Below are 19,384 nucleotides of genomic sequence, written 5' to 3'. Positions count from 1 at the left end.
TTCCTTGAAAATATTTTAATTATTTATGTTGGTTTGTTTTCCCAGATCGGTTTAAGTTTTTGAGTTTTATTGCTAAAATCAAACGACAAATTCTGTCGCACCGCTCCAGACTACCAACTTGCTTTTAAGTGTTCTCATCTCCTCATAAAAGGATCTGAGTTTTACAGGTTTTCACTCATGAGTTTTTAACTCCAATACCTTTTAGCTTAACGACATTAGGAATCTTCGTCCTCTGCCTTTTGAAGCAACTTTTGAGCGAGTCGGGAATGGGATTTTACACTTAGGGGGATTCCGGCATGAGTATAGGGAATGCAATTTTATCTCTCTCATCAATCTAATCTTTAGACTCTGGATAGAAGTCGATTCGGAGAAAGGGTTATAAACTAAGCTGAAGTTTAATCTTGTGGATTATGGCTGCTAAAACCGATTCGTTTTCTTCATCCCATCGACGCAAGGAAATTCTTCGTGTTGTTCTAGCAATTTCGCTGATTATTGTTGGGATCACTCATTTTATTCGTCCTGAACAATATGCTCGAATTGTTCCCCCTGAATTACCCTATCCGGTCGGGTTAGTTTATATCAGTGGTTTCTTTGAAATTCTCGGAGGAATTGGATTATTAATTCCGGTCATTAGTGTAGCTGCGGCTTGGGGAATCATTGCCTTATTTATTGCCGTTTTTCCCGCTAATATTAATCAAGCCCTTCATAGTATTCCCATAGACGGAATCCCCCATCATCCTCTATTATATTGGGTGAGATTGCCGTTCCAAGCGGTTTTGATAGCTTGGGCTTGGTGGTATACCCGCCATCCCGAAGAACAACCCGGAACCCCCGATGTTATGGCTACCATTGAATCTCAACTCAATCATTAGAGGGAACAGGGAACAGGGAACAGGGAACAGTAAGCATTGAAAGGGTTTTAGATTTAGAATTGTCAAACACCTTTAATGCGTAGTGCTATAACTGCTGAATGAATACTCAAAACTCAACCCAAGTTCCTGAATTAGGATTAGTTTGTATTACGGCTTCTCAAGAAGTAAGATTTCGAGCATTAACCCGAAAACGATTATTACAATTAACGATTCCAGAACAAGAGCAAACGTTGAGAACGCTTTATACCGAAAATCTGAAGCGTTTAAATAAAGCTGTTGAGTTTTGTACCCGTGAAAACATCCATTTATATCGATTAAGTTCCGCTTTATTTCCCTTTGCAGATGAACCCATTGGAATGGCTATTTTAATGGAATTAGCCGAGGAAATGGAGTTAATTGGAAAACAGGCACACTTGTTAGGACTGCGTTTGGTTTTACATCCCGATCAGTTTGTCGTTTTAAGTTCAGACCGTCCAGAAGTGATTGAAAATAGTAAGCTGTTAAGCATCTAAATAGGGTATAATGAAAAACCAAGTTTAGAAAAATCAATCAAAAGATGCCTGCTAAAAATCATTTAAATGAAAAGCAAGTAGAGAAACTACAGAAAAGATTGAAAGAGGAAGAAAATGGACAAATCCGAGAAAGAATCTTGATTTTATTATTGCTAAATGATGGTAAAAAGCAAAGTGAAATTGCCAAGTTTTTGGGCTGCTCATTAAACAAAGTATGTTATTGGTGTGTACATGGAGACCCTGACAAATTAGAAAGCCTAAAAGATGAAAGAATGAAAGGAAATTATAGAAAAGCCACAGACAAATATATAGAGATATTATTAGAAACAGTAGAAAAAGAACCGGAAGAATTAGGATATGAATTTGGGAGATGGACAGGAGAAAGATTGGCAACTTATTTAGAACAAATCACAGGAATCAAATTAAGTAGTTCACAAGTGAGAAAGATATTAAAGGAAAAAAAGTATGTTTATTTGTGGGCAAAGTATAGCTTAGAAGAGAAAAGAGATCCAGAAAAAAGAAAATTATTTAAAGATAAAATAGAAGAATATTTGAAAATAGCAAAAGAAAGTCCAGAACAATTACAGGTATGGTTTTGGGATGAAAGTGGATTTAATTTAAGAGTGATAAAAAGAAAGAATTGGTGTAAAAAAGGGAAGAGGAAACAGATTAGAGGAGACAGGAGGAAAGGAAGAGTTAATGTGATGGGAGGATTGAGGTACTCGGATAAAAAAAGATTTGTAGAATTTCTGGATAAAGGAAATGCAGATAATTTTTATCAAGTGTTAAAAAGTTTTTATCAAGAGCTAATTTATGAATGGGTATTAGCGGGAAATCAAGCAGAAGAATTTGTAGAAAAAGGAGCTAAGATCCTGATTATTCTTGACAATGCAAGTTTTCACAAAAAAGAAGAGTACCTAGAAAAAATTAAAGCAGAAATGCCGAATGTCTATTTAGAATTTCTTCCAGCATATAGTCCAGATTATAATTTAATTGAATTAGTCTGGCATTCAGCTAAAGAATATATAGCTCATCGACTCTTTAAATCAGTTGATGAGCTAGAGTGTTTATTACATCAGCTTTTAAATGAAGGACAGTTATCTATTAAATGGGGACGTAAACTTAAAAACAAAGGTAATGCTATAATCACAGTTTAAATACACAACAGCTTATTAAAATTCTAAAAACCCATGCTCTGATTTTGGATTTATTAGGGTTGCCGAGATCGCCTTGGTCACTGATGAATATTCATGGAGGAAAAGGCGATCGCGCTCAACGATTAATTCAAGTCATTCAAAATTTACCCGATGAAATTCGGCTGCGTTTAACCTTAGAAAATGATGAATATGCCTATAGTTCTGAAGATATTTTAGAAGTGTGCCACGCTGCTCAAATTCCAATGGTTTTTGATGCTCATCATCATGTGATTCATGAACAGTTAGAGAGTTATGATCATCCCAGTGTTGCCTTAATGTTAGCAGAAGCTCAAAAAACGTGGACAATTCCTGAATGGCAACTGGTTCATATTTCTAATGGAGATAAATCTTTTGCCGATCCAAAACATAGCGATTATATTCATTTAATGCCCGATTGTTATAAAACCGTTCCTTGGATTGAAGTGGAAGCCAAACAAAAAGAATTAGCGATCGCGCAACTCCGCACAAATTGGCTGGATTCCAGAAGTATTGTGAGATGTTAAAATAGGTAACGGTCAGAGAGTTACTACTACCGCATATAAAAGGGCTGTATTGCCCTTTAAACTTGACATGGGCTAATGTCGTGGGGTAAAAAATAATAGAAAAGAAATTAATATCTTGAGTAAAATTAAAATTAATTAATCGTGGAAATTAGACAAAAATAACTTTAAACCCTTACAGGAAGAATATTTCAGCTAAATTAACAAAAACCAGGAGAATCTAATGGGCAAGCACAAAGAGAAAAAACAGACCGAAATTCATCCAGTTGAACCTCTCAATAGCACTAAACCAAAGCTATCGGGAAAAGAATACACTCATGAATTACGCAAACTCCAAACCGAGCTTTGTTTGCTTCAGAATTGGATCAAATATACAGGGGAAAGAGTTATTGTCGTTTTTGAAGGTCGCGATGCGGCGGGTAAAGGTGGAACAATTCGCGCCCTGACTGAACGGGTGAGTCCACGAGTCTTCCGTACTGTAGCTTTACCTGCTCCCACTGAACGAGAAAAAACTCAGATGTATATTCAACGCTACCTCACCCATTTTCCGGCTGCGGGGGAAGTCATTATTTTTGACCGGAGTTGGTATAACCGAATGGGTGTGGAATATGTCATGGGTTTTTGTACCAAAGAACAACATCGGGATTTTCTCAAAGTTTGTCCAACATTTGAGCAATACATTGTCGATAGTGGGATTAAGCTGGTTAAATATTGGCTGGAAGTCAGCAACGAAGAACAAAAACGGCGATTTGAAGCTCGGATTAATGACCCCCTGCGTCAATGGAAGTTATCCGCTATGGATTTACCCTCCCGTGAACGCTGGTATGAATATTCCAAAGCCAGGGACATGATGCTAGATGCCACCGATACCCCTTGGGCTCCCTGGTATATTATTCATTCTGATGATAAAAAACGAGCCCGTCTTAACTGTCTGTCTCATTTTCTAAACTTGTTTCCCTACGAACCCGTTCCCCATGAAAAGGTTAAGCTTCCTGAGCGCTCAATGAAACACAGCTACGATGATGAGGCTTCGATGAGCAATCGACGCTGGATTACGGAGCAATATTAAATTTGCTGCCATTTTTTAGTTAATCTCAGGATTAGTATCAATACTATCCGTTGTTGGATGATTGGGTAAGGTTGATGAAGATTGGCGTGTAAATTCCGAGACTCCATCGGTAATCCGTTCATAAAAATTGTGCTCGCCGATTTCCTCTATTAATCCTGCCCGATACATCCTCTGATACAGGGGATCACGCAACCGAGCCCAAGCTAAAACAATATTATCCTTCATAAGTTCTACCCGTAATTTACGCAACATTTCCAAGGCTGTACTATCAATCAAATTAATCGTTTCAGCATCAATCAGTACCATTTGAGTCGGTGTCGAGGCTTGCCGAATCTTCTGCTTGAGTTCCGTGCGAAAATAGTTAGCGTTGGCAAAAATTAAGTTGTTACTAAAGCGGAAAATTAATAACCCAGGAATTATAATCGCTTCGGGGTGAAGGTTGATATCCCGATACATCTGAGTTTCGGGGATGCGTCCTAGAACGTCGGTGTGGGGATGGCTGGCTCGATAGATGAGAAAAATAATTGATGTAATCACTCCTAAACTAATACCTTGAAGTACCCCGAAGATTAAGACTCCGGTAAAAGCCAATAGAGCGATCGCAAATTCATATTGATTAATGTAACGTAACTGTTTAAAGTAGCTCAAATTCACCAGACCGAGCATCACATCAATTACAATCGCGGCTAGGGTGGTATGGGAAAGATTCTGAAACAGAGGCAATAAAAATAATAGGGTTAATAACACCAAAATCCCTTGAATTAAAGATGATAACTGAGTTTTTCCCCCCGCAGCAACAGCAACCCAGGTTTTTGAGAGGCTGCCCATCACAATAAAGCCAGAACTCAACCCCGCAGCAATATTAGCTGGCCCTAGACTGATTAATTCCTGATTGGGATCAATGTCTTCGCCCGTTTTTTCTGCTGCTGTCTTCGCTGCACCGAGGGATTCGGCATAGCCCAAAAGGACAATCGCTAAAGCACCCGGTAGTAAAGCGTTCAGTTGAGTTAAGGAAACTAAAGGGAAACTGAGATGGGGAAGACCTGTCTCAACTGCACCAATGAGATCCAAACCCTTTTCCCCTAAATGAAAGATTGTTACTCCCAGGCTGGAAAGGATAACTGTTGTTAAAGCAGAGGGAATTTGGGGAACAAAGGTTTTGAGAACAAAGAGCAGCACCAAACTCAAGACACCTATCAATGCCGTTAGGGGATGAAGTTGGGGCAATTGTTCCAAAATCTGCATTAACTTTTGTAAAAAATTACCTGAGATCGAATGCAGACCCAAAAGTTTAGGAATTTGCCCCACAATCGTTACCCAAACTAAGCCTTGAACAAATGCCTTCATTACAGGTGTTGGGATAAAGTCTGCGACCCAGCCCATTTTTAAACTACCAAACAGCAGAAAACAACAGCCCACGATGATAGCCATCGCCGAGGTCAATACCAAATAATCTTGAGAACCCGACGCCACTAAAGCCGATACCGTTACACCAGAAATTAAAGCGGTCGCTGAGTCTGGCCCGATGACCATTAACCGAGAAGTTCCCAAGATGGCGTATAAAAATAGAGGAAAGGGGACTGCGTAAAGCCCGATTAAAGGAGGTACTCCGGCAATTCCTGCATAGGCCATTGCTTGTGGGATCATGACCGCCCAAACCGTTAACCCAGCAATCAGATCCGCCCGTAACCAATCCCGTTGATAATGGGGTAACCAGGTCAAAATGGGGAAAATTTGGGCAAGTGGGGACGATAGGCGAAAATGCTTCATATCTTTTTTTTGTTGAGGACAATAATTAAAAGATTGTAAGTCTATCCCCAGAATACGCTGCAATCATTGTGATAGCAGTTTTAGTATTACTTCGTTACCCATTCAACAACAGCAGATAATAGCCGAGTGGAAACACAACCCAAAAATTAGTTTTATTGAAATTAGTTTGAATACAAAAAAACGTATTTTTATTAAGTGCGTCAGTTTAGAATAGATGAATTTGTTAGGAATAATCCTAACTTTAGGAAGATGAAGCTTAAAATTGAAACCTTTAAAGTGATCAAAAATAAGACGTTTAATTTTGTCAAAGTTGAATGTTATAGGATTTCAATTTTTTTCAATCTAAAAATGGATCAAGAGTATGAGCCTATTATCAGTTGATGAACTTAAAGCCTTAGTTGATCAGTCAGAAAGCTCCTGTGTTTCCCTCTATATGCCGACTTATCGAGCCGGAACCGAAGTTCAACAAAATCCGACTCGGTTTAAAAATCTCATTAAGCAAGCTGAAGCCTTACTCCAGGAAAAATATGATCTCAATACAACAGAAGCTAGAGCATTTTTAAAACCTGCAATGGATTTGGATATTGATGATTTTTGGCAATCTCAAGATGAGGGATTAGCCGTTTTTATAGCTCAGGATTTCTTAAAATATTACTGCTTACCCTTGAAATTTAATGAATTTGTTAGTGTCGGCGATCGCTTCCATCTTAAACCCTTAATGCCCTTATTAAGCGGGGATGGAACCTTTTATTTATTAGCGTTAAGTCAACAACAAATTCGATTCTTTGAAGGCAGCCGTTATAATATCCATGAAATCGAATTAGAAGATGTGCCCACCAATATGGATGATGCACTTCTCTATGATGAAACCGCCAAAGCAGGTCAATTCCGCATTAGTACCTCCAAAGGCGGAACGGGTAATCCTGTTCCTGAAGCCGGAAGTTATCATGGTCAAGGTAGCCCAGATCGGGATAAACCCCAGGAAAGAATTTTACAATTTTTCCATCTCGTTGATCAAGGATTACATAAATATTTAAACGGGAAAACAGCACCTTTAATTATTGCAGGAGTAGAGTATCTTTTTCCCCTTTATAAGGAAGCTAATACTTATCCCCATTTAGTGGAAGATATTCTTCCAGTTGATAATATAGGAGTGGTCAAACCTGGGGAATTTCATGAGAAAGTTTTGCCCCTGATTGAACCTTATTATACTCAGGAACAAGAAGCGGCTATCGAAGATTATCATAATTTAATCGGAACCGGAAAAACCTCAACGGATTTGCAAGAAACTATATCCGCCGCGTATTACGGACGAGTTGAACGATTATTTGTAGCGGTGGGTGTTCAAGAATGGGGAAATTTTGATCCCCAAGCTAATGAGTTAAACGTTCATCCCGAAGCTGAACCAGGGGATGATGATTTGTTAAATTTAGCGGCTGTTCAAACCTTATTAAATGGTGGCATTGTTTATGCAGTTCCTCCAGATTCTGTTCCTGATGAAGCAAGATTAGCCGCAGTATTTCGCTATTAATTTTAAATTAATTTAGGAGATTTTAATCATGACGAATCAAAATCCTGATCTCAGTTCAACTGTTGATTCTGAATTAAGACATACTAAACATGAATCAGATCAATCTGTTCAACCCGAATCAGGTTCCAGTTTTCCTGAAGATCAAGACCGTATTCTTCAACGCAGTGAAGAGGGAAATCGACGGATAGAAGAAAATATGGGAAATTCAGTCGGACAAGCGTTAGAAGAAGCTTAGAAAATCGATGATCACTTGTACCATTTTGAACATTTCTGATAGGAAAAATCATGACAGATACAACTGTAGTTAAAGTCAATTCTCAATCTTCACCCACCGGAAAGATAGGACAAAAATATTTAGCATCGGGGGTAAAACTCTCAATGCGACTGTGGGAGGAAGAGCAACCTGGAGAACTTAAACCCGAAACCAAACGGAATTATGAAACCGTTGGTTATGTGATTCAAGGACGTGCTGAACTGCATTTAGAAGGACAAATCATTTTGTTAGAAACGGGTAGTTCTTGGGTGGTTCCCCAAGGGTCGAATCACGCTTATAAAATTCTCGAACCTTTTACCGCAGTTGAAGCTACATCTCCTCTGGCTGAAGTACATGGAAGAGATGAATAAAACAGGCTAAATCGTAACCGAAGCTAACGTTCTATTCCCTTCTCTTTTCAGAGGAGGGGATAAATTTAAGCTGTGTAAATTTTGATAGGTTTGTTAAGTTCTCCCTAAAGGCTGATGACTTCCCTTATGATTAATTTTAGACTAAAATCACAAAATCTTGTTCTTCTATTAAAAGAATAAATTAAACCCTTATTTAATTAAACAAATGCCACACAATAAACTGTCTAACGATCCCTTATGGTTTAAAGATGCCATTATTTATGAAGTGCCAGTTCGGGCATTTGCCGATAGTAACGAAGATGGAATTGGAGACTTTATTGGATTAACCGAAAAATTAGATTATTTACAGGATTTAGGGGTGACAGCATTATGGATTCTTCCCTTTTTTCCCTCGCCCTTACGAGATGATGGTTATGATAAGCTGTTAAGCATCTAAATAGGGTATAATGAAAAACCAAGTTTAGAAAAATCAATCAAAAGATGCCTGCTAAAAATCATTTAAATGAAAAGCAAGTAGAGAAACTACAGAAAAGATTGAAAGAGGAAGAAAATGGACAAATCCGAGAAAGAATCTTGATTTTATTATTGCTAAATGATGGTAAAAAGCAAAGTGAAATTGCCAAGTTTTTGGGCTGCTCATTAAACAAAGTATGTTATTGGTGTGTACATGGAGACCCTGACAAATTAGAAAGCCTAAAAGATGAAAGAATGAAAGGAAATTATAGAAAAGCCACAGACAAATATATAGAGATATTATTAGAAACAGTAGAAAAAGAACCGGAAGAATTAGGATATGAATTTGGGAGATGGACAGGAGAAAGATTGGCAACTTATTTAGAACAAATCACAGGAATCAAATTAAGTAGTTCACAAGTGAGAAAGATATTAAAGGAAAAAAAGTATGTTTATTTGTGGGCAAAGTATAGCTTAGAAGAGAAAAGAGATCCAGAAAAAAGAAAATTATTTAAAGATAAAATAGAAGAATATTTGAAAATAGCAAAAGAAAGTCCAGAACAATTACAGGTATGGTTTTGGGATGAAAGTGGATTTAATTTAAGAGTGATAAAAAGAAAGAATTGGTGTAAAAAAGGGAAGAGGAAACAGATTAGAGGAGACAGGAGGAAAGGAAGAGTTAATGTGATGGGAGGATTGAGGTACTCGGATAAAAAAAGATTTGTAGAATTTCTGGATAAAGGAAATGCAGATAATTTTTATCAAGTGTTAAAAAGTTTTTATCAAGAGCTAATTTATGAATGGGTATTAGCGGGAAATCAAGCAGAAGAATTTGTAGAAAAAGGAGCTAAGATCCTGATTATTCTTGACAATGCAAGTTTTCACAAAAAAGAAGAGTACCTAGAAAAAATTAAAGCAGAAATGCCGAATGTCTATTTAGAATTTCTTCCAGCATATAGTCCAGATTATAATTTAATTGAATTAGTCTGGCATTCAGCTAAAGAATATATAGCTCATCGACTCTTTAAATCAGTTGATGAGCTAGAGTGTTTATTACATCAGCTTTTAAATGAAGGACAGTTATCTATTAAATGGGGACGTAAACTTAAAAACAAAGGTAATGCTATAATCACAGTTTAAATACACAACAGCTTATTGCCGACTATATGAATATTAATTCAATATATGGGAATTTAGAAGATTTTAAAACCTTTTTAGATGCGGCTCATGAGCGGGGAATTCGAGTCATTGTTGAATTAGTGATTAATCATACTTCTGATCAACATCCTTGGTTTCAACGGGCAAGACGAGCCCCCAAAGGCAGTAAAGAACGGGATTTTTATGTCTGGAGTGATAGCCCGGATCAATATTCTGAAGTTAGAATTATTTTTAAAGATTTTGAAACTTCAAATTGGGCTTGGGATAGCTTAGCCAAGGCTTATTATTGGCATCGGTTTTATTCCCATCAACCGGATTTGAATTATGATAATCCTGAAGTGATCAAAGCGGTTTTAGAAGTGTTAGATTTTTGGATGGGAATGGGCGTTGATGGAATGCGGCTGGATGCCATTCCCTATATTTTTGAACGAGAAGGAACCAACTGTGAAAACTTACCCGAAACCCATCAATTATTAAAACAATTACGAACTTATTTAGACGCTAATTATAGTAACCGAATTTTCTTAGCTGAAGCTAATCAATGGCCAGAAGATGCTGCGGCTTATTATGGGGAAGGCAATGAATGTCACTTAAATTTTCATTTTCCTTTAATGCCTCGATTATTTATGGCATTACGGATGGAAGATAGTTTCCCCATTATTGATATTTTAAATCAAACTCCTGCCATTCCTGATAACTGTCAATGGGCATTATTTCTCAGAAATCATGATGAATTAACCTTAGAAATGGTGACAGATGAAGATCGAGATTATATGTATAAAGTTTATGCCCAAGATCCCCAAGCTCGAATTAATTTAGGAATTCGACGTCGCCTTGCACCCTTACTCGGAAATGATCGCCGCCAAATTGAATTAATGAATAGTTTATTACTTTCATTACCCGGAACTCCGGTGTTATATTATGGGGATGAAATTGGTATGGGAGATAATATTTATATCGGCGATCGCAACGGAGTTAGAACCCCGATGCAATGGAGTCCAGATCGCAATGCTGGATTTAGTCGAGCCAATCCTCAAAAACTATATTTACCCTTAATTTTTGAATCTGAATATAATTATGAAGCCCTTAATGTTGAATCCCAAAGTAGCAATCCTAATTCTTTATTATCTTGGATGAAACGCATTATTACGATGCGAAAACGGTTTCAAGCTTTTGGACGAGGAACCTTTGAATTATTACATTTTGAAAACCGCAAAGTCTTAGCGTTTACCCGCACTTACCAGGGAGAACATCTTTTAATTGTTGCTAATTTATCTCGATTTGTGCAATCCGTTCATTTAGATTTGTCCCCCTTTAAAGGGATGGTTCCCGTTGAAATTTTTGGCCGGACAGAATTTCCTAAAATTGGGGAAAATTCTTATTTTATGAGTTTATCTCCCTATGGATTTTACTGGTTTATGCTTCAATTTGATCCAAAAGTCGCTTTACTTCCTCGACCTCAAACTCAACTCCCCATTTTTGTTGTTCAAAATAACTGGCAAGAAATCTTAACCCAACCGACTTTAAGAACCCGATTAGAATCAATTTTACCCGAATATCTCTATCGTTTTCACTGGTTTATGGGAAAATCCCGAATTCTCCAATCTGTCAAGATTACAGAAGCAATTCCAATTCCGTATAAAGATAGCCAAGGGATTATAATTTTATTGCAAACGGAATATACAGAAGGATTTCCTGAAACCTATTTATTACCTTTAGTTTTTCTGAAGGAAGAACTTGCAGAAAAGGTTAAAAAAGAAACGCCACAATTCATTTTAGCAACCGTAGAAGTTTCTGGAGAAACCGGAATTTTATTAGAGGTCGGACAAGATATTGAATTCTTAAGTTTACCTTTAGAAATGATTATCAATTCTGATCGTTATTCCGGTCAATTTGGTAATTTAGTTGGTACGACAACCGCAGCGTTAAAACACCAGGATTTAAAACAACGATTAGACCCCCATTTGTTAAAAGGAGAGTTTGATAATTCCTTTGTTGTGTATGGTGATCGCTTTTTATTTAAACTCTTCCGTCGAGTCGAAGATGGGATTAATCCAGAGTTAGAAGTTCGTTCCTTTTTAGAACAAAAACAACATTTAGAATATACAACTCCTTTAATCGGTGGATTAGAATATCATCGTCATCGAGGAGAATCGATCACATTTGGAGTGTTACAAGAGTATATTCCCGATGCGATTAATGCTTGGAATTATACCTTAGATAGTTTACGAGATTACTTTGATCGAGTAATCTTACAACCTAATCAAGACTTAGAGGTTTTATTGCCAACCCGTTCTTTATTTGACCTCTATCAACACCCCATCTCTGAAGACATTTTATTACTCATTGGTTCCTACTTCAGGAACGCGGAACTTTTAGGACAACGTACCGCAGAATTGCATATTATTCTATCCAGTGATCCTGATAATTCTGATTTTGCACCTGAACCCTTTTCTACCTTTTATCAACGCTCAATCTATCAATATTCTCGCAATTTAACGGGACAAGTGTTGATCAAATTAAAGAAACGAATGGAAACATTACCTCCAGAACTTAAACCCATAATTCAACATATTTTAGGAGATCAAAATTACATTTTAGGAAGATTCCAAAACTTATTAAATCTGAAAATTACTGCTCTGAGAACTCGATGTCATGGAAACTATTCCTTAACGGATGTATTGTATACGGGGAAAGATTTTATTATTATTGATTTTGAAGGAGAATCCTATCGGTCATTAAGTGAACGACGTATGAAACGTTCTCCTCTACGAGATGTCGCTGGAATGTTGCAATCTTTTGATTTAGCGACCCGTTTTGCCCTTCGAGAAGAAATCAACAATGGCATGATTCGCCCGGAAAATTTACCGTTAATGGAACAGTGGGGACAATTATGGTCAAATTGGGTCAGTGCTGCCTTCCTCAAGCATTATTTAGAAACAGCATCTTCTGATCATTTTTTACCCCAAGGACGACAAGAACTTAACGTTTTATTAGATTGTTATTTGTTAGAAAAAGCCATTCAACAATTAGGCTATCATTTAGATTATCACCCCGAATTATTAGAAATTTCTCTGAAACGATTAGTGTCCGTTGTTCGTTAATTTCTGTATTCTTCACACCCCGTAGAGACGGGCCACGGCGCGTCTTTCTATAGGGCTGATATTAATACTTTTGCCAGATTTTGCTAAAATATCCTGTCAGACAGATGTGCCTAAGAGTTACACTGCTCTCACAGACTATTCACACCTATTTTCCAACCGAACTTCCTTGGTTTACGATAACACTTGTAAATATCTTGCTGAAAAATTCCCAGATGCTTTTGTTCAATGGTTGCTCCCCTTTGAACAACCTACCACCATTCAGGTTCTCAAAACTGAACTCATTCAAGAACCAATTCGGGCTGATTCTCTCACCTTTTTGCAAGCCGATAACCAAATTCTGCATCTGGAATTTCAAACCCTGTCCTATTCTAACCCTCCCCTGCCATTCAGAATGCTTGACTACTACGTCAGGCTCAAGCGACAATACTCTTGTTCCGTCAATCAAGTTGTACTCTTTTTACAGCAAACCACCTCAGAACAAGCTTTTGTATCTGAGTATACAGACACCAACACCCAACACTGCTACCGAGTCAGCACCCCGCACTGAAGTGACGGGGCTTCATGCCTCTAACTTCAGTTAGTTGACCAGCCTAAGTCTTAACTTGACTACGTTATCTGAGTCAAGATACCCACGAATGCGACGCTAGTTTGTGGCTCTATCGTTAACCATTAAACAGTTTTACGAGGGGTAAAACAGTGTGGTTAGCCCAACAAGCTTAGATAACATTGGCGAAGCGAACTTTACGAGCAATCAGTAGAGACAAAACCATGTCTAAACAAAATTACGTTCTTGTTCTTGATCAACATAAAAAACCTTTATCTCCTTGCCGTCCAGTAACAGCAAGGAAGTTACTTAAAGCCAAAAAAGCAGTCGTGTTTCGACTATTCCCGTTCACAATTATCTTGAGAAAGGTAGTAAAAGAAACTCCAGAGCCAATGACTATTAAATTAGATCCGGGTTCTAAAACAACTGGTATCGCTTTGAATCAAAGTGACAAAGTGGTTTGGGGTGCAGAATTAACTCATCGGGGACAAGTAATTAAAGCGAGTCTTGAGTCTCGTCGCTTACTGCGTCGTTCCCGAAGAAATCGCAAAACTCGCTATCGTCAACCTCGATTTTTGAATCGAAAACGCTCAGAAGGATGGTTAGCTCCCAGTCTTCAACATCGAGTAGAAACAACTCTAACTTGGGTGAACAAGTTAATTAGACTTGCACCCATTGGTTCAATTGTTCAAGAGTTGATTAGATTTGATTTACAGAAACTCGAAAACCCTGAAATCTCTGGAATTGAGTACAAACAAGGAGAGTTACAGGGTTATGAAGTCAGAGAATACCTGTTAGAAAAATGGCAAAGGAAATGCGCTTACTGTGGAGTCGAAAACGTCTCCTTTGAAGTAGAGCATATTCACCCGAAATCAAAAGGTGGGACTGACCGAATTTCCAACCTTGCCATTGCCTGCCATAATTGCAATCAAGAAAAAGGAAATCGAGATATCCGAGATTTTCTTTCGGGTAAACCTGATTTACTAAACCGGATTTTAAAACAAGCAAAATCACCTCTTAAAGATGCAACCGCAGTTAATTCAACTCGGTGGGTATTATTTAATAAATTAAAAGAAATGGGTTTACCTATTTCAACGGGTTCAGGTGGTTTGACGAAGTTCAATCGAACTCGCTTGAATTTACCTAAAACTCATTGGATAGATGCTTCTTGTGTTGGGCAAATCGAGTCTTTAACGTTAGTGACAAATCAACCTATTCTAATTAAGGCAACAGGACGTGGAACTCGTCAAATGTGTGGTACAGATAAATACGGGTTTCCAACGCGACATCGCTCACGAATACAGATTCACAAAGGCTTTCAGACTGGCGATATTATCAAAGCCACCGTTACAGCAGGCAAGAAAGTAGGTTTCTACTTGGGTCGAGTTCTTTGTCGCGCATCCGGCAGTTTTGATATTTCCACTCAAAATGGAAGGATAACAGGAATTAGCTATAAATATTGTCAATCAATTCATAAAAAGGATGGTTATTCTTATGGCTTTCAAAAATACTAGGCGGTTAAAACCGCTTGGGTCGGTTTTCCTCCTCGCTCGCTTATAGACGAGGCTTCCAACCTTCCCATATTTTTCTGGTGATTCGCCTGTGGGAACAAGACCCCAATTTACTGCTATCTGTCCCCGGTTTGTTACCCTTTGCGACATTATCTCAAACCAACTCACCCCGAACATTGCTAGAGCAAATAGCAAATCGGATTGCTACAATTGAAGAACCCAATCAACAAGCCGATCTCCTCGCTTGTACTCAAGTTCTCGCGGGTTTGAGGTTTGAAAAAAACTTAATCAGACAATTATTTAGGAGCGAAACAATGCGCGAGTCTGTCATTTACCAAGAAATTCGGGAAGATGGTCTCCTGGAAGGGCGACAACGGGAGGCGATATCGTTTGTTACTCGTCAGTTGACTCGACGAGTCGGTGCGATCGCGCCTATAATCCAAGAACAAATTCAGACCTTATCTGTCGAAGAATTAGAGAATTTAGGAGAAGCTCTTCTGGATTTTTCAGAATTAACAGATTTAGAAAATTGGTTGAATCAACGTTAGCCTTAATGGGTACAATTTTTTGAAACTCCGGGTATCCGTATTATATACTATATTGCCTATCTAAGAACTCGTTAATAAAGCTACAGGAAACACCGTTAAAATATCACCAATTTTTAAGGAATGGCTACCTTTAATTAATTGATTTGTTAGGGTATTTTTCCAATCTGTTTCCCAATCTTCCGGGATTTCAATGGCTGTTTCTTTCCAAATATTCTCACCCAATGGAAATTGTTTAGGTTCAACTAAATTCGTTAAAAATTGAGGAACAACGGTAATAATAATTTGTTGACCATAGGTTCGAGCAAAGGCTAAAATATGTTCAGCATAATCTCCCGTTATTTGTAAGGGAATATAAGTTCCTTGTTGATAAACTTCCAGATATTGTTTGCGAATTATTAATCCTTGATAGATTAAAAATAACTTCATCCGTCCATCTTCAGGACTCGCTTTTAACTCCTCAATTAAAGACAAAATATCCTCCTGAGAACGGTGTTTAATCTCCTCCAAAAACTGCATCCGTTTTTCATAATCAACGGGACGGCGATTATCAGGATCAACTAAACTTAAATCCCAAAGTTCTGTTCCTTGATAAAAATCGGGTAAACCGGGGCTGGTGATTTTAATTAAAGTTTGAGAGAGGGAATTAAACATCCCATAAAAAGCTATCTTTTGTTGAAAATTTCTGAACTCTTGTAAAAACTGATTGTCCTCCGAAGGGTTGAGAATTTTATCAACAAAAGTGAAAAAGCCTTCTTCATAAACCGAGTCAGGACGTAACCAAGCGGTATGAACTTTTGCTTCTCTTACGGCTTTAATAGCAAACTGTTTAACTCGTTCTACAAATTCAGGATATTCTGCTTCATAAAAGGGATAGGAACCGATTAAATTTTGATACAAGAAATATTCATCATTTCCATCAGGAATAATCCGTCCTTCGGTTTCTATTTTATGATCCCGATTTAACGCGATCCAAGTTCTGACTTGTGCTTCCCATTCATCAGGAATCTCGGAAATTACGTTTAATCGGGCGCGTAAATCTTCACTACGTTTTGTATCGTGGGTTGAGGTTGCATTCATTTTGTGGGGCCAACTTTTAGCTTGTTTTTTATTAAACTGATGAAACGTATCAGAACTAATTCCAAATTGATTAGGTGCGCCACCCACTTCATTTAAAGAAACAAAACGGTTATAAACATAAAACAGTGTATCTTCCACGCCCTTAGCTGTTAATGGCCCCGAAAACTGTTGAAACTTCCTGACAAAATGCAGCCACAATTGTTTATTTTCATCGCTTAAATAGTCATCATATTCTAGCAATAAAAACTTTTGAATTAAATTGAGTTCGTTAATCAGTTCAGGATGTTGTCCTTTTGCTTCTTGGATTGCAAACTGAACATAATAGCGATCTTCTTCACTGACTTGACCTTCATTAATATAAGTTCGATAAACTGGAAACCGCACTAATACCTCTAAAATAGCAGTTTGTAACCCCTGTAATGTAAAGTCTCGTCCATAACGATATTGACCTGCAATTCGTTTCAGTAATCCTGCTAAATTATCTGCATCTCCTGCTAAGTTCCGATCAGCAATTAAGCGTTTTTTATCAATTAATAATTGTTTAAAGGAAGCACTTAAACCCGTTACATCTCGATAAATTTGGCTAAAACGATCTTCATTTTGGCGTTGACAAAACAAACTATTCAAGTAAATTAAAAATTCATAACCTGAAGTTCCTTCAATCGGCCAATTACTCGGTAACTCTTCCTCAACATCTAAAATTTTCTCAACAGTTAGATAAACATTTCCGACTTTTTCTCGAATTCCTTGTAAATATTGCAGGGGGTTATATAATCCATCAATATGATCAATTCTTAATCCGGTAAATTTACCCGATCTAACAAATTTAAAAATTAGGTCATGGGTTTTATTAAAAACTTTTTCGTCCTCAACTTTAACGCTAATTAATTCATTAACTGTAAAAAACCGCCGATAGTTCAATTCCTCTGCACCGACTTTCCAATAGGATAATCGGAAAAATTGTTCAGATAGGAGTTGATCTAAGAAATTAAAACTTTCGGGATCGCCTGTTTTTCCATTCAAATATTCAATATTTTCATCAATAAATTTCTGAATATCGCTATTTTCTTGATACAGTTCCCACAGTAATCCTTTTGCAAATACGGCTTGCGATCGCCGATCTTGACTGGATTCTTCATGGGGAATATTTTTCAACACATAAAGCACCCCTAACAGTTTAATTACATTGGGGTGTCTTCGTCCTAATCGTTCTTCTAATTCTTTCAAACGAGGAGTGATTAAATAAGTATAGGATTCAATTTTTAAGGGAAACTTTAAACTATAATAATTAACGGATAACCCTGCTTCTCCATAAGAAATTTTTAATTGTCCATTCTCTAAACAATTGCCATAAAAATCTCCTAATAAGGGAGCTAAAACACGACCTTGAAAATCACTATAAGGATGTTTCCAATCAATATCGAAAAATTCTAAATAATCCGAATCAGAACCAAATTCAAAGATATCTGTTAAATATTGATTTTGACTATCATAAGCCATGTGATTGGGAACAATATCCTGTAACCATCCCATGCCATTATTTTTAACTTCTTCCATTAATTGATCAAAATCTTCCTGCGTTCCTAGTTCAGGATTTAATTGATTCGGATCAACAACATCATAGCCATGAGTGCTTCCGCTTCGAGCTTTAAAAATTGGAGACGCATACAAATCAGAAATCCCTAACTCCTGTAAGTAAGCAATAATCTCTTTAGTCTGATTAAAATTAAAATCGGGATTAAACTGAATCCGGTAGGTAGCTATAGCACTTCCAAATGAGTTATAATAAATGTAAGGTTAGCAATAATCCCCCAAAGCTGGCAACGGAAAATGAATATAATCGACGAAATAGACGATTTTATCAATCAGACAAAAGATCCTAGAGAAATTAAAAGAGCGATCGCTGTCAAACTCAAATTACAAGGTAAAGCCTACCGGGAAATTCAAGACTTATTACAAGTTTCTCAAGGATTTATTAGCCAATGGAAAAATCGGGTGCTTGTGGAAGGAGTAGACAGTTTAAAACTTCAATATAAAGGAAGGAAAGGTTATCTAAGCCCTGAAGACAAACAGAAAATTATTGAAGAATTAAGGGAAAGAGATTGGTTAAGATTGTCTGATTTACAAGTTTTGTTAGAAAGGGAGTATGGAGTCGTGTTTCAATCCCATCAAAGTTATTATAGCTTGCTGGAAGAGGCTCGCATCAGTTGGAAAAAAAGCCAAAAAAAGAATCCGGCTAAAAATGAGCAGTTAGTCCAAGAGAAAAAGGAAGAAATTGAAAAAAAGTTAGCGAGTTGGAAAGAGGAAATAGGGGCGGGAAAGCTGACAGTGTTTATGATTGATGAATGTCATCTTCTTTGGGGAGATATTTTAGGGTATGTTTGGGGAAGGACGGATCGAAGAATAGAAATTCCCATCAAAAATCAAAAAGAAAGGCAAACTTATTATGGAGCTTTAGATTACCAAACGAAAGAATTTATTATCAAAGGTTATGCGGCGGGCAATACAGAAAATACCGTAGACTTTCTCCAGTATTTACAACAGCAAAATCCGGGGAAAAGGTTGGCTATAGTCTGGGACAATGCCACTTATCATTGTTCTCAAAACTTTCGAGATTACTTAACTCAAGTTAATCAAAATTTATCGGAAGAAGAATGGCGGATTACTTGTGTAAATTTTGCTCCTAATGCGCCGGAGCAAAATCCGGTTGAAGATATTTGGTTACAAACCAAAAATTTCGTGAGAAAATTCTATCATTTATGCCCATCTTTTAAAGTAGTTAAGTGGCTATTTGAGTTTTTTGCTCAGGGGCAAATTTTTGATTTTCCCAAGCTTTTTATGTACGGGATTTTGCCACAACCTATTTAGGATTGCTATAGAGGAATTCGCATAATAATTATTGAAATGAAATTGGA

The 19,384-nt window shown here is 37.3% G+C and carries 16 protein-coding genes and 1 pseudogene; 15 read left to right on the top strand and 2 right to left on the bottom strand.

Features of this window, described 5'->3' with window-relative positions; translation table 11 throughout:
* The first annotated feature begins 410 nt into the window (after window positions 1-410).
* The 5 genes from NMK36_RS19300 to ppk2 all read left to right on the top strand — a co-directional run bounded on the left by NMK36_RS19300 (window position 411) and on the right by ppk2 (window position 4,149).
* On the top strand, window positions 411-872 hold the full coding sequence (locus tag NMK36_RS19300) for a DoxX family protein (RefSeq protein WP_072719822.1): 462 nt from the start codon (window positions 411-413) through the stop codon (window positions 870-872).
* Window positions 873-970: 98 nt separating this feature from the next.
* Complete coding sequence (locus NMK36_RS19295; protein ID WP_254174420.1) at window positions 971-1,384, top strand: hypothetical protein; 414 nt, start codon at window positions 971-973, stop codon at window positions 1,382-1,384.
* A gap of 44 nt (window positions 1,385-1,428) precedes the next feature.
* Entirely contained in the window at window positions 1,429-2,541 is a 1,113-nt protein-coding gene (locus NMK36_RS19290) for an IS630 family transposase (protein WP_254172743.1), read from the top strand.
* 14 nt (window positions 2,542-2,555) lie between these two features.
* Window positions 2,556-3,083, top strand: a complete 528-nt coding sequence (locus NMK36_RS19285; RefSeq protein WP_302184696.1) for a hypothetical protein — start codon at window positions 2,556-2,558, stop codon at window positions 3,081-3,083.
* 220 nt (window positions 3,084-3,303) lie between these two features.
* Window positions 3,304-4,149 carry a polyphosphate kinase 2 gene (gene ppk2 / locus NMK36_RS19280; protein WP_254174419.1) on the top strand — a complete coding sequence of 282 codons (846 nt, stop codon included), beginning with the start codon at window positions 3,304-3,306 and terminating at the stop codon, window positions 4,147-4,149.
* 15 nt (window positions 4,150-4,164) lie between these two features.
* On the opposite strand, the gene NMK36_RS19275 is transcribed toward ppk2, so the two are convergent.
* On the bottom strand, window positions 4,165-5,919 hold the full coding sequence (locus tag NMK36_RS19275) for a SulP family inorganic anion transporter (RefSeq protein WP_254174418.1): 1,755 nt from the start codon (window positions 5,917-5,919) through the stop codon (window positions 4,165-4,167).
* A 361-nt stretch (window positions 5,920-6,280) separates the two neighbouring features.
* Here NMK36_RS19275 and NMK36_RS19270 point away from each other — a divergent pair, with 361 nt between their 5' ends.
* The 9 genes and pseudogenes from NMK36_RS19270 (at window position 6,281) to NMK36_RS19230 (ending at window position 15,392) form a co-directional block, all read left to right on the top strand.
* On the top strand, window positions 6,281-7,450 hold the full coding sequence (locus NMK36_RS19270) for a baeRF3 domain-containing protein (RefSeq protein ID WP_254174417.1): 1,170 nt from the start codon (window positions 6,281-6,283) through the stop codon (window positions 7,448-7,450).
* 28 nt (window positions 7,451-7,478) lie between these two features.
* The gene (locus NMK36_RS19265; RefSeq protein ID WP_072719818.1) at window positions 7,479-7,685 is read left to right on the top strand and encodes a hypothetical protein; all 207 of its coding nucleotides are present in this window, start codon (window positions 7,479-7,481) and stop codon (window positions 7,683-7,685) included.
* Between the two features lie 50 nt (window positions 7,686-7,735).
* On the top strand, window positions 7,736-8,074 hold the full coding sequence (locus NMK36_RS19260) for a cupin domain-containing protein (protein ID WP_072719817.1): 339 nt from the start codon (window positions 7,736-7,738) through the stop codon (window positions 8,072-8,074).
* 205 nt (window positions 8,075-8,279) lie between these two features.
* Window positions 8,280-8,492: pseudogene (locus NMK36_RS19255) on the top strand (alpha-amylase family glycosyl hydrolase); the annotation flags it as partial.
* Between the two features lie 62 nt (window positions 8,493-8,554).
* On the top strand, window positions 8,555-9,667 hold the full coding sequence (locus NMK36_RS19250) for an IS630 family transposase (RefSeq protein ID WP_254172743.1): 1,113 nt from the start codon (window positions 8,555-8,557) through the stop codon (window positions 9,665-9,667).
* Window positions 9,668-9,693: 26 nt separating this feature from the next.
* Window positions 9,694-12,789, top strand: a complete 3,096-nt coding sequence (treS, locus tag NMK36_RS19245) for a maltose alpha-D-glucosyltransferase (protein WP_254174415.1) — start codon at window positions 9,694-9,696, stop codon at window positions 12,787-12,789.
* Between the two features lie 166 nt (window positions 12,790-12,955).
* Window positions 12,956-13,336, top strand: coding sequence for a hypothetical protein (locus tag NMK36_RS19240; protein ID WP_367997194.1), 381 nt, complete (start codon window positions 12,956-12,958; stop codon window positions 13,334-13,336).
* Between the two features lie 221 nt (window positions 13,337-13,557).
* Complete coding sequence (iscB, locus tag NMK36_RS19235) at window positions 13,558-14,847, top strand: RNA-guided endonuclease IscB (protein WP_254174414.1); 1,290 nt, start codon at window positions 13,558-13,560, stop codon at window positions 14,845-14,847.
* 77 nt (window positions 14,848-14,924) lie between these two features.
* Window positions 14,925-15,392 carry a DUF4351 domain-containing protein gene (locus tag NMK36_RS19230; protein ID WP_254174413.1) on the top strand — a complete coding sequence of 156 codons (468 nt, stop codon included), beginning with the start codon at window positions 14,925-14,927 and terminating at the stop codon, window positions 15,390-15,392.
* A 60-nt stretch (window positions 15,393-15,452) separates the two neighbouring features.
* Here NMK36_RS19230 and treY read toward each other — a convergent pair whose 3' ends face one another.
* Entirely contained in the window at window positions 15,453-18,233 is a 2,781-nt protein-coding gene (gene treY, locus NMK36_RS19225; RefSeq protein ID WP_254175202.1) for a malto-oligosyltrehalose synthase, read from the bottom strand.
* A gap of 66 nt (window positions 18,234-18,299) precedes the next feature.
* On the opposite strand from treY, the gene NMK36_RS19220 reads away from it, so the two are divergent.
* Window positions 18,300-19,337, top strand: a complete 1,038-nt coding sequence (locus tag NMK36_RS19220; protein ID WP_072718165.1) for an IS630 family transposase — start codon at window positions 18,300-18,302, stop codon at window positions 19,335-19,337.
* Window positions 19,338-19,384: the final 47 nt, after the last annotated feature.

Source organism: Planktothrix pseudagardhii, from assembly GCF_904830925.1.
GTDB lineage: Bacteria > Cyanobacteriota > Cyanobacteriia > Cyanobacteriales > Microcoleaceae > Planktothrix > Planktothrix tepida.
Note: the sequence above shows the minus strand (reverse complement) of the source record. Positions and strands in the feature narration are given on the sequence as shown.